We start from the raw sequence: 20,247 nt of genomic DNA on the forward strand, positions 1-20,247 counted from the left end.
TAGAACATAAGCGGCCTTTTCTGTGTCAATCAGATCGGTGAGTACCGTCTGAAAACGTTAACTCGTTAGTTTTCAGCAGTTTTCCTCACACCAAACCCTGGCATTCCGGAACATCCGCATCCAGGCACCGTCTTCATCCCAGCTCTTACCTTCAGAATCAGCCGGAATGTAGGAGTTCTGGATCGCACGGAATACGCGCTCCGGGTGCGGCATCATAATGGTGACGCGACCGTCGTTAGCGGTCAGGCCGGTGATGCCTTGCGGTGAGCCGTTCGGGTTGAACGGGTACTGCTCGGTCACATCACCGTAGTTGTTCACAAAGCGCAGCGCGATCTGGCCGGCGGACAGTTCGGCAATGTCGTCTTCGGAAGCAAATTCGGCGCGGCCTTCACCGTGGGCGATGGCAATCGGCATGCGCGAACCGGCCATACCGGCGAAGAACAGGGAATCGGATTCCTGTACTTCGACCATGGCGACACGGGCTTCGAACTGTTCGCTCATGTTGCGTACAAAGTGCGGCCAGTGTTCGGCACCCGGAATCAGTTCGTGCAGGTTGGACAGCATCTGGCAACCGTTACACACGCCCAGCGCAAAGGTGTCTTCGCGTTTAAAGAAGGCTTCAAACTGGCTACGCGCCTGTTCATTGAACAGAATGGATTTCGCCCAGCCCTCACCGGCACCCAGTACGTCGCCGTACGAGAAACCGCCGCAGGCCACTAAGCCACGGAAGCCGTCCAGTGTGACGGCGCCCGACAGAATGTCGCTCATGTGTACGTCGATGGTGGTGAAACCAGCGCGGTCGAAGGCGGCAGCCATTTCGATCTGACCGTTCACACCCTGCTCACGCAGAATCGCGATACGCGGACGGGCAGTTAAGCCTGCGGTGATGTCTTCGTTAATGTCGAAGGTCAGCTCAGCGTGAATGCCCGGGTCTTCGGCGTCCAGCAGCGCGTCGAATTCCTGCTTGGCGCAGTCGGCGTTGTCACGGCGGGCCTGCATTTCGTAGCTGGTTTGCGCCCAGGTACGCTGCCAGGTGACGCGGGATTCGCTGAGGAATTCTTCGTCGCGGAAGCTGAAGGTAATCTGGTCGTCGTCGTTCGGCGAACCAATCACGGCGGTGCAATCACCCAGGCCAGCGGCTTCGAACTGCGCCAATACTTCTTCTACGTCGTCACGGCGAACCTGCAGCACAGCACCGATTTCTTCGGCGAACAGTGCAGCGGCTAAACCGGCTTCGTCGTCGGCCAGCATGTCCATGGCGATGTCGGCACCGCAGTGACCGGCGAAGGCCATTTCGGTGATGGTGGCGAACAGGCCACCGTCGGCACGGTCGTGGTAGGCCAGCAGTTTGCCATCGGCGTTCAGACCCTGTACCACAGCGAAGAAGGCTTTCAGGTCTTCGGCGTCATCGAGATCAGCCGGCACAGCGCCCACTTTGCCGTATACCTGCGCAAAACAGGAAGCACCCAGACGGTTCTGACCACGGCCGAGGTCAACCACGATTAAATCACTCTCTAACGCAACCCCGCCCTGGCTTAATTTCAGCTGCGGAGTCAGCACTTTGCGTGCGTCGGAGGTTGGTGCAAAGCCGGTGATGATCAGCGAGGTTGGCGCGGTAACGGCTTTGTCCTGACCATTATCGTTCCAGCGGGTTTTCATCGACATAGAGTCTTTGCCCACCGGAATAGTCACCTGCAGCTCCGGGCACAGCTCCATACCCACGGCTTTTACGGTGTTGTACAGAATGGCGTCTTCGCCTTCGTGACCGGCGGCGCACATCCAGTTGGCCGACAGTTTGATGTCGGCCAGTTTTTCAATCGGAGCAGCCGCCAGGTTGGTGATGGCTTCCGCCACCGCCAGACGACCAGACGCCGGGCCATCCAGCAGAGCCACCGGGGTACGCTCACCCATGGCCATGGCTTCGCCGGCGTAGGTGTCATAAGACGAGGTGGTTACAGCAACATCAGCCACCGGCACCTGCCAGGGGCCAACGAACTGATCACGCGCCACAGTACCGGTAATGGAACGGTCACCAATGGTGATCAGGAAGGATTTGCTGGCCACGGTGGGCAAGCTCAGTACGCGCTTGGCGGCGTCGGCCAGATCCACATCGCTGCCGTCGAAGGCTTCTACCGCGACGGAGCGAGATTTCACATCACGGTGCATGCGCGGCGGCTTGCCCAGCAGAACCTGCAAAGGCAGATCCACCGGCTTGTTGCCAAAGTGGCTGTCGGTAACGGTTAAATGCGGTTCTTCGGTGGCATAACCCACCACCGCGTAAGGAGCGCGTTCGCGGGCACAGATGGCGTCGAATTTCGCCAGATCTTCCTGAGCCACCGCCAGTACGTAACGCTCCTGAGATTCGTTCGACCAGATGGCCAGCGGGCTCATACCCGGCTCGTCGTTCGGTACGTTACGCAGTTCGAATTTGCCGCCACGGCCGCCGTCATTCACCAGTTCCGGGAAGGCGTTGGAAATACCGCCCGCGCCGACGTCGTGAATAAAGGCGATCGGGTTTTTATCGCCCAGCTGCCAGCAGCGGTCGATCACTTCCTGACAACGACGTTCCATTTCCGGGTTTTCGCGCTGTACGGAAGCGAAATCCAGATCGGCATTGGACTGGCCAGACGCCATAGACGACGCCGCGCCGCCGCCCAGACCGATCTGCATGGCCGGGCCACCCAGAACGATCAGGCAGGCACCGACCGGAATTTCACCTTTCTGTACGTGCTCGCCACGGATGTTGCCGTAACCACCAGCAATCATGATCGGCTTGTGGTAACCGCGTACTTCGCCGTTGTGTTCCAGTTCGAAGGTACGGAAGTAACCGCACAGGTTCGGACGGCCAAATTCATTATTAAAGGCAGCGCCACCCAGTGGGCCGTCGATCATGATATCGAACGCCGACACGATGCGGTCAGGCTTACCGTACTGGCTTTCCCACGGCTGTTCGAAGCCCGGGATGTTCAGGTCGGATACGGTGAAACCGGTTAAGCCGGCTTTTGGCTTGGAACCACGACCGGTGGCGCCTTCGTCACGGATTTCGCCGCCGGAACCGGTCGCCGCACCGGAGTGCGGGGCAATGGCGGTCGGGTGGTTGTGGGTTTCGACCTTCATCAGGATGTGCATGTCTTCCTGATGGTAGGCATAGTCGCGGCCATCCGGATTCGGGAAGAAACGACCGGCTTTGTGGCCAACGATCACAGACGCGTTGTCTTTATAAGCCGACAGAATGTTGTCGTTGTAGCACTGGTAGGTGTTCTTGATCATCTGGAACAGGGACTTGTCCTGTTCTTCACCGTCGATGGTCCAGCTGGCGTTGAAAATCTTGTGGCGGCAGTGCTCGGAGTTCGCCTGGGCGAACATCATCAGCTCCACGTCGGTCGGGTTACGGCCCAGCGCCTGGTAGTTGGTGACCAGGTAATCGACTTCGTCGTCGGCCAGGGCCAGACCCAGTGCTTTGTCGGCAGCTACCAGCGCATCACGGCCACCGGCCAGAATATCCACGATACTCAGCGGCGCCGGTTCGGCGTGGGAGAACAGACCCGCAGCGGCGGCGCTGTTTTCCAGCACGGTTTCCACCATACGGTCGTGCAGTACCGCAGCGGCGGCAGCACGGTCGGCGGCGCTGGTGCCCTGCACATAGTAAGCAATGCCGCGCTCCAGACGCTTCACACTGCGCAGGCCGCAGTTGTGGGCAATGTCGGTGGCTTTGGATGACCAGGGCGAAATGGTGCCGAAGCGCGGAATTACCAGGAACAGTTCACCCGCCGGCTCCTGCACGTCCACCTTCGGGCCGTAGCGCAGAATGCGTTCCAGCACCTGCCGCTCGTTACCGGCCAGTTCGGCGGTCAGCTCGGCAAAGTGCATAAATTCGGCATAGACACCGCTCACCTGCGGCAGTACCTGCTGCAGTTTGTTCAGGATTTTGGTCTGACGGAAGGTAGACAGCGCCGGTGCGCCACGCAGCTCGAGCATTGCGGGATAACTCCAGGGAGCAGGGTAAAAAAATGATGCCGGATGATACCGGATAGGGGCTGTCCGTACCAGATGAGCATGGCTCTGCCGGCGTCTGAACCGGCAGCACCCGGGGTTTGCTCACTGCGTTCGGGCAAAGAACAATCTGTGAACGCTGTTGCAAAATAATAAACAGACTGTTGTCAGCCGCAGGGGTTCGTGTTTGTAACTGCCGAAATGGTAAAAATTACTAATAAATTCAAGTAGTTAAGAGAAACACATAACAAAAAAACAACACTACGATGACAAAAAACCCGCCCCACTCAGGTTGTTTTTTAAGCAATCTGCAGGATAGAATGGCACCAACTTCACATTTATGCACTATTTTGGTGCAAAAATAGAGAACCTGAATGTCACTGAATCCACTCCGGCTCGCCAGCAAAGCGTTGATCGCTCTGTTCTGTCTGTCAGTTCTGACCGGCAGCGTACGCCCGACCCAGCTGGAAGTGGTGCGCATGCAGGGCGAGATCACCATGGTGACCCGCAACAGCCCCACCACCTTTTATGAAGACCGCAGCGGCCCTACCGGTTATGAGCTGGAACTGGCACAGGCGTTTGCCGATCATCTGGGCGTACAGCTGCGGGTAGTAGTGGCTGACAGCCTCAGTGATATTTTCCGCCTTATCGATACTCAGCCGGGGGTTTTTGCCGCCGCCAGCCTGACCCGCACCCCACAGCGTGAGCGTCTGGTCCGCTTTGCCGAACCCTATCAGCAAATATCAGAATATGTGATCTACCGCCGTGGCGGCCTGAAGCCAGCCACTCCGGCCGATCTGCTGCAGGGCCGCCTGATGGTAACCGCAGCCTCCAGCCATTCCGAGCGTCTGCACGACTGGCAGGCCAGCAACGTGCCGGAACTGAGCTGGAGCGAAAGCCCGGAACTGGAAGTGGCCGATCTGCTGCAAATGGTGGCGCAGGGTAGCCTGGATTTCACCCTGGTCGATTCCAATGAATACCGCATGCTGCAGGCTTACTATCCGACGCTGGATATTGCTTTTAATGCCGCCGACCAGCGCGATATTGCCTGGGCCTTCGGCTGGAGCCGCGACGACAGCCTGCATCAGGCGGCCAATGACTTTTTTGCCCATATCAAACCCCAGCCGTTGCTGGCCAATCTGGCCGAACGTTATTACGGCCATCTGGATAAACTGGATTACGTTGGCGCCCGCCGTTTTCTGCGTCAGGCCGACCAGAAACTGGATACCTACCGCCCACATTTTGTCGATGCCGCCGGTGAACACGGTTTTGACTGGCGCCTGCTGGCCGCCATGGGCTACCAGGAAAGCCACTGGAACCCACGGGCACGCAGCTTTACCGGTGTACGCGGCTTAATGATGCTGACGCTGAATACCGCCAAAGAGCTGGGCGTTAAAAATCGCCTCGACCCGGTGCAGAGCATTCATGGTGGCAGCCTGTATTTATCGCGCCTGCGTGACCGCCTCAGCGATGTGCCGGAACCAGACCGCACCTGGCTGGCGCTGGCCGCCTATAACGTCGGCTTTGGTCACTTAACCGATGCCCGCAAAATTACCGCACAGATGGGCGGCAACCCGGATTTATGGCTGGATGTGAAAGAAGCCCTGCCGCTGCTGAGCCAGAAACGCTATTACCGCCATACCCGCCACGGCTACGCCCGCGGTCAGGAGCCGGTGGATTATGTGCAGAATATCCGTCGTTATTACGATGTGCTGGTATGGAATGATGAACAAACCCAGCCACTGAAAGGTGAAGAACTGCTGGCATCCTCTGCCATTACCGTAGTACCACCACTGCTCTGAGCGGTTATTCCGCGGCTTTGGTTGCCGCCTGTGCTTTCAGACGTTTTTGCGCCGCCCGGCGCAGAGCAAAAAACTCCGACATCAATGCCGCGCATTCCTCCGCCATGACCCCACCGTCTGCCTGCAATACGTGGTTATAAAACGACTGCTGCGGCAACTGTAACGCACTCACCACCGCCCCGGCTTTGGGTTCGGTGGCACCAAACACCAGCCGGCTGATGCGGCTGTGAATCAGCAACCCGGTACACATGGTGCAGGGTTCCACCGTTACATAGAGCGTGGCGCCGCTGAGGCGATAATTACCCACCGTCGCGGCCGCTTGCCGTACCGCCACCATTTCGGCGTGGGCACTGGGGTCGAGGGTGGTAATCGGCTGGTTATAGCCCTGCCCAATCACTTTACCAGCCTGCACCACCAGCGCCCCAACCGGCACTTCACCGGCGTCAAACGCGCGCCGGGCCAGCTGCAGCGCCAGCTGCATGGCCTCGTTATCCGTGCTTACTGGCTGGCCAAGTAAATCGGCCGGTGCCGCAGAATTAACAGAGCTGGTCATTATACTCATGCCTTATAGCCGTACCGGGGAGTAGCGGTACAATCCGGATACTATTCATAGCAGGAACCCGTTATGTGGACTTTGCATCTTAACCCACGTTTTTCCGATACCGATGCCCTCGGTCACATCAACAACGCCAGCCTGCCGCGCTGGTTTGAAGAAGCGCGGGAGCCGTTATTCCGCCTGTTCAGCCCGGATCTGGATATCCAAAACTGGCAGCTGATTCTGGCCCGCATTGAAGTCGATTTTATCGGTGAACTGTTTTACGGCCGCGAAGTGGAAATCCGCACCGTGATGAGCAAAATCGGCAACAGTTCGATGACCCTGCACCACGAAGCCTGGCAGGATGGCAAACTAGCGGCCAAAGGAACGGCAGTGATGGTGCATTTTGACCTGAAAGCCAAACAGTCAAAAACCATTCCGGAACCCATCCGCCAGCAACTGCAGCAGCATCTGGTAACGGCGTAATTCAGCCGCCGGCTTTTTTCACGGTAAAACCCCGTTTACTCAGTTCGGCGACCAGCAATTCACGCTGGTCGCCCTGAATTTCAATCACACCGTCTTTCAGTGCCCCACCCACCCCGCAGCGCTGTTTCAGCGCCTTGGCCAGATCTTTCAGTTCGGCATCGGCCAGCGGCACACCGGTGACCAGCGTCACCACTTTGCCGCCACGGCCTTTGCTGTCACGGCTGACCCGCACAATGCCATCGCCCAGCGGGCGCTCAGGCTGCTTACAGGTGCACTGATCCTGCGGCTGACGACAGTCGGGGCAAGCGCGGCCAAATTCGGTGGAATACACCAGGCCGCCGGAGGACTTTTTGCTCATAGCAGATTCCGTACTCGATAACGGCGCGCAAACTAAACCAATCGTTCCCTGGCGGCAACTGTTAACCCCGTATCCGCACAAGGAAAACGCAGCGTCACCACGGTCCCCTTGCCCGGCGTGCTGTCGATCAGCAGGTCGCCGCCATGATGCTGCATAATGTTGTAAGCCACGGTCAGGCCCAGACCAGTGCCTTTACCGATTTCTTTACGGGTAAAAAACGGGTTAACGGCGCAGCTTAAATCGGCGGCATTCATGCCCACACCATTGTCTTTGATCATCACCGCCAGCCAGCCGGCCTCATGCTCACCGGCAATTTCGATGGTGCCTCCATCGGGCATGGCATCGCGGGCGTTATCCAGAATATGGCGGAATACCAGCCGCACCTGGGTGCCCACACATTCCAGCTCGGGCAGGCCATCCAGCAATGACACCAGCCGGAAGCGTTTATCCTGCTGTAAATCCAGTTCCTGCACCGCCTCCTGCACCAACAGAGCCACCGGCACCCGCTCTTTGGGTTGCTGGTCGCTGTCCGCAAAGGTACGCAGTTCGCGCACAATATTGCGTACCCGGTCGAGGCTTTGGCGGGTATTGCGCACCAGCTCCGGCGCATCACTGCGGACATAATCGAGATCGATGCTGTTACGCAAACGAAACAGCGATTCCAGTAACTGCTCATCCGCAATCAGACGCTCGGCCAGTTCGTATTCATCGGTGAGCTGTAATAACTCGGCCAGGTACTCTCCGAGGGTAGCGATATTGCTGTACACCACCGCAATCGGGTTATTGATTTCATGGGCAATGCCGGCTGCCAGATGCCCTAAAGAGGCCATGCGCTGGGCCTGCAGCAGCAGGTCCTGCGTGCAGCGTAACTCATCCAGGCTGTGCTGCAGCTGATGGGTACGGGCGCGGACTTTTTCTTCCAGCTGTTCATTCATAAAGCGCACACGGCCTTCAGCTTCCTGGCGCTGCTGCACTTCCTGCTGCATTTGCCGCAGCAGGGCATTCATTTTGCTGACCAGTTCATCCAGTTCCGTGCCGCGCAAGCGCTGATCCACCTTGGGCAGGCGTTCGGCCGAGCGCGGATCCAGATTGACCAATAAGCGCATCAGCCGCCGTACCGGTGTGGTAATCCTGGCCCGCAACAATAAGGCCAGCACCAGCGCCAGTACGCTGTAGCGCAATACATCCAGCAATAAGGTAACGGCAGCCCGGCGGTTGAAACCGGGCCGGCTGAGACGGTCATCTGACCATAAATACAGGGTACCGATGCGGCGCGGAGTGTCGCTGTAGGTACCCGGCTCCAGCAGCGGGATACTGTGACGCCGGAAATACATCGCCTGCTGCTCATCCTGCAGCAACGCCGGACTGAAACCGGCATGGCGCACATAGCCGCTGTTGGTTTCTTCCACCCGGCTGGCCACGGCCGCCACATTCAATAACAGGCTGTCGAGAATGGATTCCAGCGCGGCATTATCGTAGTTGTACAGCGCCAGTGCCGCCGGCCCTTGCTGACGGTTAAGCAAATCATGGGTTTCGGTCAGAAAGCGTTGTTTTTCGTTGTAATAATCAACACCAATCTGTAACCCGCTGAACACCAGACCAAATAAAATGGTGAGGCTCAGCACATGGAAGGTCAGCTTACTTTCGATGGAATTCAGTCGCTGCTGCACAATCACCCCGTTGTTCGTTGCGCCATTACAGCCCGTCAGCAGGCAGTATAGCGGAGGATACCCCGCCCCGCCGGGTACCATTCAGCCCAGCGGCAAAGCCGTGCGGTCCAGCACCTTGCGCATCACAAAACTGGAATGCACCCCGCTGACGCCTTCAATACGGGTAAGCGTACCCAGCAGAAACTCCTGATAATGCTGCATATCACGCACAATCACCTTCAGCACATAGTCGGCGCTCTGGCCGGTGATCAGGTAGCATTCCAGCACTTCCGGGCAGGCGCTGACCCGCGCCTCAAAGTTATCAAAGCGCTCGGGGGTGTGCCGGTCCATGCTGATATTCACCAGCGCCAGTAAGTCCAGCCCCAGCTTACGGGCATCCAGAAGCGCCCGGTAACCGACAATCAGACCGCTGTCTTCCAGTGCCTTCACCCGCCGTGAACAGGGCGATGGCGACAAGCCCACCTGCTCAGCCAGCTCCAGGTTGCTGAGGCTGCCATCCTGCTGCAGCAGCGCCAGAATTTTACGGTCAGTACGGTCCAGCGGCAGCGCCATCGACATATACACCTCACAAGGGTTGCTGAAAGATCAGCAGTAAAGATTATTAATTGCCAACATTAAACAAATAATGGATTTATATTGCGCAATTAAGGCAAAACAACAGCAACTTTGCAAACACCTGCTGCCAGCCGCGCCTTATACTGTGCTTCATCTGTTAACACCGTGACATCCGTAAGAGGAACCACCATGAACCGCTTTGATCACCGCAAATACCGCCCGTTTCCGGTTATCCGTAAAACCGACCGCCGCTGGCCTGACCAGACCCTGAGCGCGGCACCGCTGTGGTGTTCGGTGGATCTGCGCGATGGTAATCAGGCGTTAATGGAACCCATGAACGTCAGCCAGAAACAGCGTATGTGGGCTTTGCTGGTGAAGATGGGCTTCAAAGAAATTGAAGTGGGTTTCCCGGCCGCCTCGCAACCGGATTACGACTTCGTACGCTGGCTGATCGAACACAACCAGATTCCGGCCGATGTGACCATTCAGGTGTTGGTGCAGGCGCGCGACGAACTCATTGAGCGCACGTATCAGGCGCTGGAAGGCGTGCACAAAGCCGTGGTGCATGTGTACAACTCCACCTCGCCAGTGCAGCGCAATAAGGTCTTTAACCAGAGCAAGGAAGGCATTATTGAAATCGCCCGCAAAGGCGCGATGAAAGTGCAGAGCGAAGCGGCGAAATACCCGCAGACCGACTGGGTATTCCAGTACTCACCGGAAAGCTTTTCAACCACCGAAGTGGAATACGCGGTTGATGTGTGCAACGCCGTGATCGGCGTATGGCAACCAACCCCACAACGCAAAGCCATTATCAATTTACCGGCTACCGTTGAAAGCGCCATGCCCAACGTATTCGCCGATCAGGTGGAATGGTTCTGCGACCATGTGAACCAGCGCGACAGCCTGATTATCAGCATTCATACCCACAACGACCGTGGCTGTGGCGTGGCGGCGGCCGAACTCGCCTTGCTGGCCGGTGCCGACCGCATTGAAGGCACCTTGCTCGGCAATGGTGAGCGCACCGGCAATATGGACATCGTTACTATGGCGATGAATATGTACAGCCAGGGCATCGACCCGATGCTCGACATCAGCATCGCCGACGACATCATTGCCACGGTTGAGGCCTGCACCAATATCAAAACGCATCCGCGTCATCCGTGGGTGGGCGAGCTGGTGTACACCGCGTTTTCCGGCAGCCATCAGGACGCTATCCGCAAATGTCTGGCGGTACAAGCTGCCGATGAACCCTGGGATGTGGCTTACTTACCCATCGACCCACAGGACCTCGGCCGTAATTACCAGTCGGTGATCCGCGTCAACAGCCAGTCGGGTAAAGGCGGCGCCAGTTATTTGCTGGAGCAGGAATTGGGCGTGACCTTACCGCGCTGGATGCAGATCGAATTAGCCCAGCCGATTCAGCGCGAAACCGAAATCCGCGCAGGTGAATTAACCCCGGCGGATATCGTCGGCGTATTCCGCCGCGAATTTATGCACAACGATGGGCGCTATTCATTAGCCAGCTATCAGGTGGACAAACAGGGCAACCATTACCACTTACAGGCCGCCCTGCACGATGGTAATCAGGTGACCTTAATTCACGGTCAGGGCAGCGGTGCCATCAGCGCCTTTGCCGATGCCATGCACAAAGCGATGGGTATGGATATTCAGGTGGTGCAGTTTGACGAACAGGCGGTGGAAGCCGGTTCCGATGCGGTGGCCATGGCTTTTGTACAGGCCAGCATCCGCGGTCAGCGCTTTACCGCGGCAGCCCAGGATGGTGATACCTTATCGGCCAGCCTGAACGCCATTCTGAATACCGTGAATAAAGCTCTGCAGCATAATCTTCAGGTGGCCTGAACAGGCGCTGAATAAACGTCTGGAAAAAACCTGAAAAAACGCCGGCAGCTGCACCGTTGCCGGCGTTTTTTTATGGTGTTCAGACATCCTGAATAAAAGCTGCGGCGGTGCGTTTATCCAGCGTCCGTGCTTCGCGCTCACCAGCAAAACGTACTTTTAAATAGCGCTCATCTTCATACACCACCGCCCCGCGCCCCAGGCTCTGGTGCTCAATAAAACGCAATGGCTCGGTAGCGGCATATTTGCGCACAATCACCGTATCCGCCGGCGGCTTGGGCGGTGGCGGAAGGTCTTCCAGGGTTAACTGCAGGGTTAACCCGGTGCGTTCAAAATAATCATCCAGCCAGGGCGCCAGCGGGCCCGCCAGAGGATTCAGTGCCACGGTGGCGGCACCACGGCTGAGCGCCTCGCCAATACGGATACTGTGTGGCGCCTGTAATTCGCGCTGAAAGCGGCTGGGAAATTCACGCCCGGCGGCAGCTTTTTTATCGGCCTGGGTGGTATCCGGTGCAACTAAATGCAACTGCTCACGGGCGCGGGTCATGGCCACATACAGCAAGCGCCGCTCACTTTCTTCACTGGCCGGCGTGGTAAATTCACCGTCCGGCGTGTACGGGTAATAATGCGCATTAAGACCGGGAATAATCACCACCGGCCACTCCAGCCCTTTGCTTTTATGAATGGAGGTTAAATGCACCCCACCCTGCTCGCGGCTTTGCTGCAGGCGCTGGGCTTTTAATTGTTGCAGGTAATCATAGGCCGCGTGGCTGCTGACCCCGGTTTCGCGCATAAAGCGCACAAAAGCCTGAATGGTTTGCAGGCGGTCTTCAATCTGCTGGGCCGAAAAGGCACTGTCGGCAATACCGTCTTCCAGTTCAGAACGGGCAATATAATTCTGCAGTAAGCGGTGTGCCGGTTGCTCAATATGTTCGGCATCGGCCAGCACTTCGGCGCGCGCCTGCAGGGTTTTGGCCTGCCATTTACTGATGGAATCGGGCAGCGCCTGCGCTAAGGCTTCGCCAAAATTTTCGCTAACCGGGGCCAGTTGCCGCGCCATCTGTTCCAGCTGCTGGCGTTTAATTTTCGGGTAGGGCGTGGTCAGAATCTGCAGCCAGGCCGCTTCACGTTCTTTGTCGCTGCGCTGAGCGAAGCGGCCGGCGGCGATTTCCAGCAATAACCAGAAAATCTGTAATTCCCAGCGATCCAGCACCGACTGCGAATTATGCAACTGGTATGGAATACCGGCCTGTAATAACCCCAGTTCCACTGGTGCGCACAGAGCCCACAAACGATTAATGACGGCAATCTGATCCAGCGGCCGCTGCTCGGATTCGCTGCGGATTAAGGTCAGAATCAGCGCCGGTTCATAGCGCGCATAATGCAGTTTAATGCGCGTGGCCGGAGTGGATGGATGTGACAAACACAACACCGGCTCCCGCTCGCTGTTGTGGGAAATCAGGTGATTGGCCAGCAGTGCCAGCTGATGCCCGTAACGGAAGGTATGCGGTAACTGGTAACGCGATACCTGCTGCATTTGCTGGTCAAACCCATGCACAATAAATTCCGGCTTGGAGCCACGGAATTCATAAATGGTCTGATCCGGGTCACCGATGACCATCACTGAGCCGCGCCCGCCGTACAGAATCTCCAACAGTTTCTGCTGAATCGCATTAATGTCCTGATATTCGTCGACCAGAATCCATTGCATATGGCCGCCGAATTGCGCGGCTATTTCCGGCTGGTACACAAAGGCCATCACCGGGTCGTAGAGCATATCGGCGTAGGTAATACGGCGCTGCTGGCGGCGCCAGTCTTCGAACTGGTCAAATAATTCCACAAACATTTGGCATTGCGGCGGTAATTCCAGTTGCTCGAACACCTCGGCCGGCGTCTGTAAGCCGGATTTCACCAGATCAATAAAACCCAGCGCCGGCTCCACCCATTTTTTGCGCTGCGACAGAATATCCTGGCGGGTATCATCATCAGCCAGCTGCTGCAGCATGCGCCACACCACCGGTTCCATTTCACCGTCACTGAGCGGTTTACCCTGAAACGGAGGTAATACACCCTGGGCGATCAGGCGCTGATAAATCCGTAAGCCCAATGAGTGAAAGGTGCGTACTTCCGGTAAGGGTTGCTGCGGCAATAAATGCTGTAATTTACGCTCAAAATCTTCCCGCGCACTGCGGTTATACATCAGAACCAGCATGCGCCGCGGGCTGACGCCCTGCTGCAGACGGGCGGCAATAAAATGCGTAAGCGTGGTGGTTTTACCGGCACCCGCCACCGCCACGACCCGGGCATGGCCGGACGAATGGGCGATAACTTGCTGCTGTTCAGCAGTTAATGTGGGCGAGTGGTGGTGGGAAACGGTCAAAATAAAACCCGGGCAGCGGTCAGAAACAGGATTCTACCAGATACCCGGGCAGCGGTTCAGGCACAGACACAGACTCAGGACATACCGTTGCTGAATTCCACCAGACCTTCGCACAACTTGCCGCGTACCGGTTTCAGTGCCGCCGCATAGGTGTGCAATACATCCAGCGCATAACGGGTGCGGTTAGCCAGGTAGGTGTCGCTCATGCGCCCCTCCTGCCCCACCCACAAATCGTTGGCATCACGCAGGATCAGATGCTCAGGTAAATACAGCAGGCGGGAATTTTTATAGCCACTGTTGCGGATGTCGGCAATGGCAAAGGCACCGCCTACCGATGCAGACACGCCCACCAGCAAGACCGGCTTGTGGGCCAGTTCTCTGGCACCGCACCAGAGCAGCATATTTTTTAAGCCCGCCGGCGCCATGCCGTGCCATTCGGGAATAATAAAGATCAGCGCATCGGCGTCGTGCAGGCTGTTTTTAACGTATTCCACTTGCCGGGCTTTATCGCTGTCGGCCGGCAGCGGATCACCATCCCACAGCGGTAATTTCAGATCGTACAGGTCAACAATGCTGCCACGCCCGGCGAGAAAATGTTCACGCATATACTGCGCAATACGCAGACTTTGGGCGTTGGCCCGATGACTGGCTACCACCAGGCAAATATTCAGATCAGTGCTCATACCAAATTCCGTTTTATCAGGCGTTATAAGAAGGACGTTGTTGCATAGCGCTGTACCAGCGCTGAATAGCCGGGTATTCATCACCCGCCCGCAGTTTGATTACGCGGGCAAATTCCAGCGTACAGAGCGCCGTAATATCGGCCACCGAAAAATGTTCGCCGGCAATAAAGGGATGCTGCTGTAATTGCTGCTCCAGCACGGGCAGGAATTTTTGTGCCTGCAGCATGGATTCTTCGCCCCAGGCCGGTACCACATTCATACGGTCTTTAAAAAAACCGGTGCCATGCTGAAAGCAAAAACCGACCGGCTGCATAAAACTGTTTTCTAAGCGGCGGTCCCACATATCAATAATGGCTTTTTCGGCCGGCATCGAACCCAGTAACGGCGGCTGCGGATAAAGGCTTTCCAGATAACAGATAATGGCGGCGCTTTCGCTGATGCAGGTGCCATCGTCCAGCTCCAGTACCGGCACTTTGCAGAGCGGATTACGGGCGCGGAATTCAGCGCTGAGGTTATCGCCTTTCATCAGGTCGACATTAATCACGTCAATATCCGTGATGCCTTTTTCGGCCATCACCATCAGTACGCGACGGGGGTTGGGTGCTTGGGGGGCGCTGTACAGCTTCATAACGAACTCCGGCCAGATTGGGAAGTTCCCAACCTAGCCGGAGTAAGAGATCTGGTCAACCTGCCATTATGCTGTGGCCGGCTAACGCAGTTTTTCAGCCTTCGCGGGCTTTACGCGGGGCCCGGGCAGCCGGAGCTGCACCATCGGCACGCGGCTTGGCACGATAGGATTTTTTGGCGAAATCGCGGTTACCAGCCTCGCGCGGAGCACGATCGCGGTTAAAGCCTTCGTTACGGCTGCGTACCGGACGGGTGGTGCCACCAGCAGCCGGAATTTCGCTTTCGCTGTACGGACGGATTTCCAGCGGCCGGCCACACACGCGGGCTTTTTTCAATTTGTTCATCACCGGTGCCGGCATGCCATTGGGCAGGTCAACCACGGCAAAGTTTTCCATAATTTCGATATGGCCAATGTATTCGCTGTCGAGATCCGCTTCGTTAGCCACGGCGCCAACCAGGTTACCCGGCTTGAGGCCGTCGTTGTAACCAACGTTCACCATAAAGCGCACCATTTCAACTTCCGGATGGCCTTTTAACGGCTTCGGACGGCTCTCCGGGGCGGCTTTGGCAGCGGCACGCGGGGCACGGTCAAAACGCTCACGGCTGTCACGCTCACGACGGTCACCCCGTTCACCACGGGATTCGTTGCGGGCTTCATTACGGCTTTCGCGCTCACGCGCTTCCAGCATGCGGGCATCCTGTTGTTCGTTAATAAACAACTGTTTGTCACCCTGCAGCAATGAGGCCATGGCGGCAGCAACGTCCAGCGCATCGACCGGATTTTGCGCCAGAATGGCTTCAATCATTTCACGGTACGGCTGGTTACGCTCGGAATGCATGGCATCCAGAATCTGCGCCTGAAATTTCTCGCGGCGTTTTTCGTTAACCTGCTTAGCACTCGGCAGCGGCATTTCTTCAATTGGCTGGCGGGTGGCTTTTTCAATGTCGCGCAGCATGCGTTTTTCGCGGCCACGCACAAACACAATGGCCTCACCGTTACGACCAGCACGACCGGTACGGCCGATACGGTGTACGTAAGATTCCGTGTCAGACGGAATATCGTAGTTAATCACGTGGCTGATACGCTCAACGTCCAGACCACGGGCGGCTACATCGGTGGCCACAATAATATCGAGCTGGCCGGACTTTAGTTTTTCCACGGCTTTTTCGCGCAGAGCCTGCGGAATATCACCGTTCAGCGGCGAACATTTGAAACCGTTGGCCTGCATAAAATCAGCGACTTCTTCGGTGGCCTGTTTGGTGCGTACAAACACCATCATGGCATCGAATTCTTCGGTTTCAGCAATGCGCAGCAGCGCATCATTTTTATGCGCGCCGCCCACAAACCAGTAACGCTGACGGATTTTGTCGTTGGTGGTGGTTTTGGTCTGAATTTTTACCTGTACCGGATCTTTCAGATGGGTTTCAGCCACATTCTGAATTTCACGCGGCATGGTCGCCGAGAACAACGCCACCTGACGCGAGCGCGGAGTGTGTTCCAGAATCCAGTTCACATCGTCGATAAAGCCCATGCGCAGCATTTCGTCGGCTTCGTCCAGCACCACCGCGCGGATATCCGCCAGCTGCAGCGTGCCACGACGCAGGTGATCCATTACCCGGCCCGGTGTGCCCACAACCCACTGCGGACCGCGCTTCAGATCACGCAGCTGTGAACCGTAGTCAGAACCGCCGTAAATAGCAGTGACGTTAATGCCAGGCATGTATTTGCTGTAGGTTTTTACCGCTTCAGCAACCTGCTGGGCCAGTTCACGGGTCGGCGCCAGACAGAGCACCTGCGGGGAATTGAAATCCACCTGGGTACGGGTCAGCAGCGGCAGCGCGAAGGCGGCGGTTTTACCGGTGCCGGTCTGAGCCATGCCCAGTACGTCACGGCCTTCCAGCAAGGAAGGAATGCTTTCAGCCTGAATGGGGGAAGGTGCTTCGTAGCCCAGTTCGTCCAGAACGCGGAGAATAGGGAACGGCAAGCCAAGGCTGGCGAAGCCAGTCGGAGTAGAGTCAGTCATATTGTACCTGTGTGTCGCGAGCAAGGGCTTGGCCGTTCTGGTTCGCACTCACTGCTCACACGGCTTGACCCGACTCGTCGGTTTTCTAAAGGGAGGCGGACTATACCGGAATGACGCCGGCTTGTCCTGTTTCTTTTCGTTGCCGAACCGCCTACGCAAGCGCTGGCGTTGCTGTTAGGCTGTCAGCATCCGGCCAACAGACAGCTGTATGAATATTAAAACCCGCATCTTACTCAGCGTTATCCTGCTGCAGATAACCGGCTTTGCACTGGTATTGCTGAACCACCAGCAACGCGCTACCGACGGTATTCTGGCTGCCAATCAGCAACGCATTGCGGACGAAAGCTACCAGAATATGCGCTATCTCGATGCCCGCGCCGAAACCCTGGCCGGGCCGGAATTGATTCCCGCCGCCTTAACGCTGCTGCAGCCACAAACCAGTCCGGCGGACAGCCGTTTATGGTTATTCAGTGCCGCCGGCGACAGCCTCACCGGGCAACCGGCGGCCGGCATCACCAGCACCGTGAACAGCCTGCTGCCCCTGCCCGGTGGCAACCAGAAAACCCGGATTATCCGTCATGCGGACAGCCTGTTGTTTATTCAGCCCGGACGCAGCGGTCTGATCAGCGTCTTACAGGTGCCAAAGTCAGGTATGGATGCGCTGGTCAGCCATAACCTCAATGACGATATGTTCATCAGTGCCGCTATTGCGCTGTTATTTATTTCTGCCATGGCATTAATGCTGGAAATTTTATTCAAACCTTTTGAACAGGTATTGCAGCGGCTGCGTTATGCCGTGGCCCGTAACCGTGATGCCGGCCAGCCCATACTGCAAAAAGTGCATTACCCGGAAAACAACGAGTTTACGCCGCTGGCTGAAACCTTTAACACGCTGGTGGATCAGGTCGGTGAATTTACCGACCGCCTGTCGCACAGCAATGCGTTATTGCAACGCGAGCAGCAACGGGTGGCCGAGCTGAATACCTCACTGGAACAGCGGGTCAGTGACCGCACCCGGGAACTGGCGGAAAAAAATACCGAACTGCAGGAGTCCCTGCAGCAGCTAAAGCTGAGCCAGCAACGACTGGTAAGCATGGAAAAAAATGAAGCACTGGGTGAGATCGTAGCCGGTCTGGCCCATGAGATTAACAGCCCCCTGGGCATCAGTGTTGCCGCCATCAACAGCCTGCAGGATCAGCTGCCCGAATTTGCCACCCTGCCGCCCGCCACCCTGACCCTGACCCGGGAGAACCTGGATATTGCCGCGAACAACCTGCAGCGCGCAGCGGATATGATCGAACGCTTCAAACAGGTGAGTGTGGATCAGAGCAGTGAACAGCGGCGTGATTTTGACCTGGGCGATTATCTGCACAGCATCCTGCTGTCATTGCGGCCCTGGTACAAATACCGCCCGGTGGATATCCGGGTGGAGTGCCCGCCGCAGCTGTTTATCAGCAGTTATCCGGGGGCCATTGCACAGATTATGACCAACCTGATGCTTAACGCCCTCACCCACGCCTTTCCCGACCCGCTGCAGAATGGCCACATTGTTATCCGGGTCTGGCAACAACAGGAACAGGTTTTTCTGAGTTTCCGAGATGACGGCCAGGGGATGGATGAAACCACCCGACAGGGATTTTTTGAACCCTTTTTCACCACCTGCCGCGACCAGGGCGGCAGCGGACTGGGCGGCTATATTATCCGTGAACTGACTGAGCAATCACTGCATGGCAGCGCCCGTGTCAGCAGCACCCCCGGCGCCGGTTGCGAAGTGCAGCTGAGCTTTCCCCGCCGCCCCTGAACAGAGCCCGCGGGCCTGTAGCCAGCCACCGGCAGATGCGTATAATCGCCGCTCTTAACTGCGGAGAAGCATCATGCTGAAAGTAAATGAATATTTTGATGGCAAAGTAAAATCCATCGCCATCCAGACGGCCACCCTGCCCGCTACTGTTGGCGCCATGGAAGCCGGTGAATACGAATTCGGTACCAGCCAGAAAGAAGTGATGACCGTTGTTTCCGGCAGCATGGATGTGCTGTTACCGGGCAGCGCAGACTGGCAGACCTTTGCTCAGGGCCAGTCATTTGAAGTAGCTGCCAACGTAAAATTCAAAGTAAAAATGGCGACCCAGACTGCTTACTTCTGCACCTACGAATAAGCCCTGCCACCACTGCCGGCCGGTTTTTGCAACGACCGGCAGTGGCAAGCCTGGCCGTATCAGTTTTGTTTGTAAATATTCGACAGCACATAGCCATGCAGGGTAATGCGGTCAGAATCACTCATACTGACGAACTGCACCCCCAGGCCCACCACACCATCTTCCTGCGTCACCGAACGGACGATGCCATTCAGATTAATAATGCGCTCGACCCCGCTGACCGAAACCTGCGCCGTCAGCTGAATTTCCTCACCGTTCATGACCGGCAGCATTTTAGCCTGCAACCGTGCACCGCCCAGGCTTAAATCACGCACCATGGCCGAACTCTGCTTGGCAAACCCCTCGCCATAATGCACCGCAGTAATCAGCGATACCCGTGCCCGCACCGATCTGCGCACCTCGCCCAGCACCAGATTTTCCGGCATCGCCAGATGCAGATGCGAATAAGGGGCACGGGAAATATGCACCACCTCGGTCCGGAAAGCGCAGGCACAATTCATCTGTGGAGCAAACAAACGTACGGTTAGGCCGGCACCGAGTTTCAGCACCATGGGTGAGCCATTAACGACGGGGGTAGAAACAATAATGCCCTGATTGGCGCGGTAACCGATCAGCAAGGCCTTGTCGCGGTCACTGGTATAACCATCAAAGTCCAGCTGCAGCGGCTGACCGGGCAACAAACGTAAATCTTCGAAACGCGTGCGTTTTTCTTCCATGTTCAAGGCCTGATTCACAATATCCTGTTCTCCTGAAGATCTGCCACGATTGTAGCCTAAGCACACAATACCGGCTTTGCCTTGCAGGACAATTATCGGTTAGTCATCATATCCGTACTGAGGAGCGCAAAATACCATGTTTGAGAAAAACGATTTAGTGCAATTAGTGACAATGACCATGCCCTTTGGCAAATATCAGGGCCGGTTGCTGATTGATATTCCCGAAGAATACCTGCTGTGGCTGAATAACAAAGGTATGCCGGATGGCAAACTGGGCCTGTTGCTGAGCCTGGCACTGGAAATAAAAATGAACGGATTGGAAGATATTCTGAACCCGCTGCGTAGCCGCCAACGCCCTGCTGTGTTCCACTCCGGGCCGGATACCCTGCAATAACACCCCTGTTG

At 56.7% G+C, this 20,247-nt stretch carries 16 protein-coding genes; 6 read left to right on the forward strand and 10 right to left on the reverse strand.

Translation table 11 applies throughout. The features are described 5' to 3' along the window. Positions 1-72: 72 nt before the first annotated feature. Positions 73-3,978 carry a phosphoribosylformylglycinamidine synthase gene (purL, locus tag GJQ55_RS09970; RefSeq protein WP_228344814.1) on the reverse strand — a complete coding sequence of 1,302 codons (3,906 nt, stop codon included), beginning with the start codon at positions 3,976-3,978 and terminating at the stop codon, positions 73-75. A gap of 389 nt (positions 3,979-4,367) precedes the next feature. Here purL and mltF point away from each other — a divergent pair, with 389 nt between their 5' ends. Further along, complete coding sequence (mltF, locus tag GJQ55_RS09975; RefSeq protein ID WP_228344815.1) at positions 4,368-5,795, forward strand: membrane-bound lytic murein transglycosylase MltF; 1,428 nt, start codon at positions 4,368-4,370, stop codon at positions 5,793-5,795. A 4-nt stretch (positions 5,796-5,799) separates the two neighbouring features. Here mltF and tadA read toward each other — a convergent pair whose 3' ends face one another. Continuing rightward, the gene (tadA, locus tag GJQ55_RS09980; RefSeq protein WP_228344816.1) at positions 5,800-6,348 is read right to left on the reverse strand and encodes a tRNA adenosine(34) deaminase TadA; all 549 of its coding nucleotides are present in this window, start codon (positions 6,346-6,348) and stop codon (positions 5,800-5,802) included. 72 nt (positions 6,349-6,420) lie between these two features. On the opposite strand from tadA, the gene GJQ55_RS09985 reads away from it, so the two are divergent. Further along, positions 6,421-6,816 carry an acyl-CoA thioesterase gene (locus GJQ55_RS09985; RefSeq protein ID WP_228344817.1) on the forward strand — a complete coding sequence of 132 codons (396 nt, stop codon included), beginning with the start codon at positions 6,421-6,423 and terminating at the stop codon, positions 6,814-6,816. 1 nt (position 6,817) lies between these two features. Here the strand turns inward: GJQ55_RS09985 and GJQ55_RS09990 are convergent, their stop codons facing one another. The 3 genes from GJQ55_RS09990 to GJQ55_RS10000 all read right to left on the reverse strand — a co-directional run bounded on the left by GJQ55_RS09990 (position 6,818) and on the right by GJQ55_RS10000 (position 9,402). Next, positions 6,818-7,174 carry a translation initiation factor Sui1 gene (locus GJQ55_RS09990; RefSeq protein WP_228344818.1) on the reverse strand — a complete coding sequence of 119 codons (357 nt, stop codon included), beginning with the start codon at positions 7,172-7,174 and terminating at the stop codon, positions 6,818-6,820. A 32-nt stretch (positions 7,175-7,206) separates the two neighbouring features. Next, positions 7,207-8,844 (reverse strand): sensor histidine kinase, encoded by a 1,638-nt coding sequence (locus GJQ55_RS09995; RefSeq protein WP_228344819.1) that lies wholly within the window; start codon positions 8,842-8,844, stop codon positions 7,207-7,209. A gap of 81 nt (positions 8,845-8,925) precedes the next feature. Beyond that, complete coding sequence (locus GJQ55_RS10000) at positions 8,926-9,402, reverse strand: Lrp/AsnC family transcriptional regulator (protein WP_228344820.1); 477 nt, start codon at positions 9,400-9,402, stop codon at positions 8,926-8,928. Positions 9,403-9,588: 186 nt separating this feature from the next. Between GJQ55_RS10000 and GJQ55_RS10005 the strand changes: the two genes are divergently transcribed. Further along, entirely contained in the window at positions 9,589-11,259 is a 1,671-nt protein-coding gene (locus GJQ55_RS10005; protein ID WP_228344821.1) for a 2-isopropylmalate synthase, read from the forward strand. A 79-nt stretch (positions 11,260-11,338) separates the two neighbouring features. Here the strand turns inward: GJQ55_RS10005 and GJQ55_RS10010 are convergent, their stop codons facing one another. The 4 genes from GJQ55_RS10010 to GJQ55_RS10025 form a co-directional block, all read right to left on the reverse strand. Beyond that, the gene (locus tag GJQ55_RS10010) at positions 11,339-13,636 is read right to left on the reverse strand and encodes an ATP-dependent helicase (RefSeq protein ID WP_228344822.1); all 2,298 of its coding nucleotides are present in this window, start codon (positions 13,634-13,636) and stop codon (positions 11,339-11,341) included. Positions 13,637-13,710: 74 nt separating this feature from the next. Next, the gene (locus GJQ55_RS10015) at positions 13,711-14,319 is read right to left on the reverse strand and encodes an NADPH-dependent FMN reductase (RefSeq protein ID WP_228344823.1); all 609 of its coding nucleotides are present in this window, start codon (positions 14,317-14,319) and stop codon (positions 13,711-13,713) included. Between the two features lie 16 nt (positions 14,320-14,335). Further along, a complete protein-coding gene (locus GJQ55_RS10020; protein WP_228344824.1) occupies positions 14,336-14,947 on the reverse strand; it encodes a glutathione S-transferase family protein in 612 nt (203 codons plus the stop codon). Positions 14,948-15,041: 94 nt separating this feature from the next. Then, positions 15,042-16,970 (reverse strand): DEAD/DEAH box helicase, encoded by a 1,929-nt coding sequence (locus GJQ55_RS10025; RefSeq protein ID WP_228344825.1) that lies wholly within the window; start codon positions 16,968-16,970, stop codon positions 15,042-15,044. 208 nt (positions 16,971-17,178) lie between these two features. Here GJQ55_RS10025 and GJQ55_RS10030 point away from each other — a divergent pair, with 208 nt between their 5' ends. Together GJQ55_RS10030 and ppnP are read left to right on the forward strand one after the other, a co-directional pair. Then, the gene (locus tag GJQ55_RS10030; RefSeq protein WP_228344826.1) at positions 17,179-18,771 is read left to right on the forward strand and encodes a sensor histidine kinase; all 1,593 of its coding nucleotides are present in this window, start codon (positions 17,179-17,181) and stop codon (positions 18,769-18,771) included. A 73-nt stretch (positions 18,772-18,844) separates the two neighbouring features. Next, complete coding sequence (gene ppnP / locus GJQ55_RS10035) at positions 18,845-19,126, forward strand: pyrimidine/purine nucleoside phosphorylase (RefSeq protein ID WP_228344827.1); 282 nt, start codon at positions 18,845-18,847, stop codon at positions 19,124-19,126. Between the two features lie 59 nt (positions 19,127-19,185). On the opposite strand, the gene GJQ55_RS10040 is transcribed toward ppnP, so the two are convergent. Continuing rightward, positions 19,186-19,860 (reverse strand): flagellar brake protein, encoded by a 675-nt coding sequence (locus tag GJQ55_RS10040; RefSeq protein WP_228344828.1) that lies wholly within the window; start codon positions 19,858-19,860, stop codon positions 19,186-19,188. 118 nt (positions 19,861-19,978) lie between these two features. Between GJQ55_RS10040 and GJQ55_RS10045 the strand changes: the two genes are divergently transcribed. Next, positions 19,979-20,236, forward strand: coding sequence for a DUF3820 family protein (locus GJQ55_RS10045; RefSeq protein WP_228344829.1), 258 nt, complete (start codon positions 19,979-19,981; stop codon positions 20,234-20,236). The last annotated feature ends 11 nt before the right edge of the window (positions 20,237-20,247 follow it).

The organism is Venatoribacter cucullus (assembly GCF_016132445.1).
GTDB lineage: Bacteria > Pseudomonadota > Gammaproteobacteria > Pseudomonadales > Oceanobacteraceae > Venatoribacter > Venatoribacter cucullus.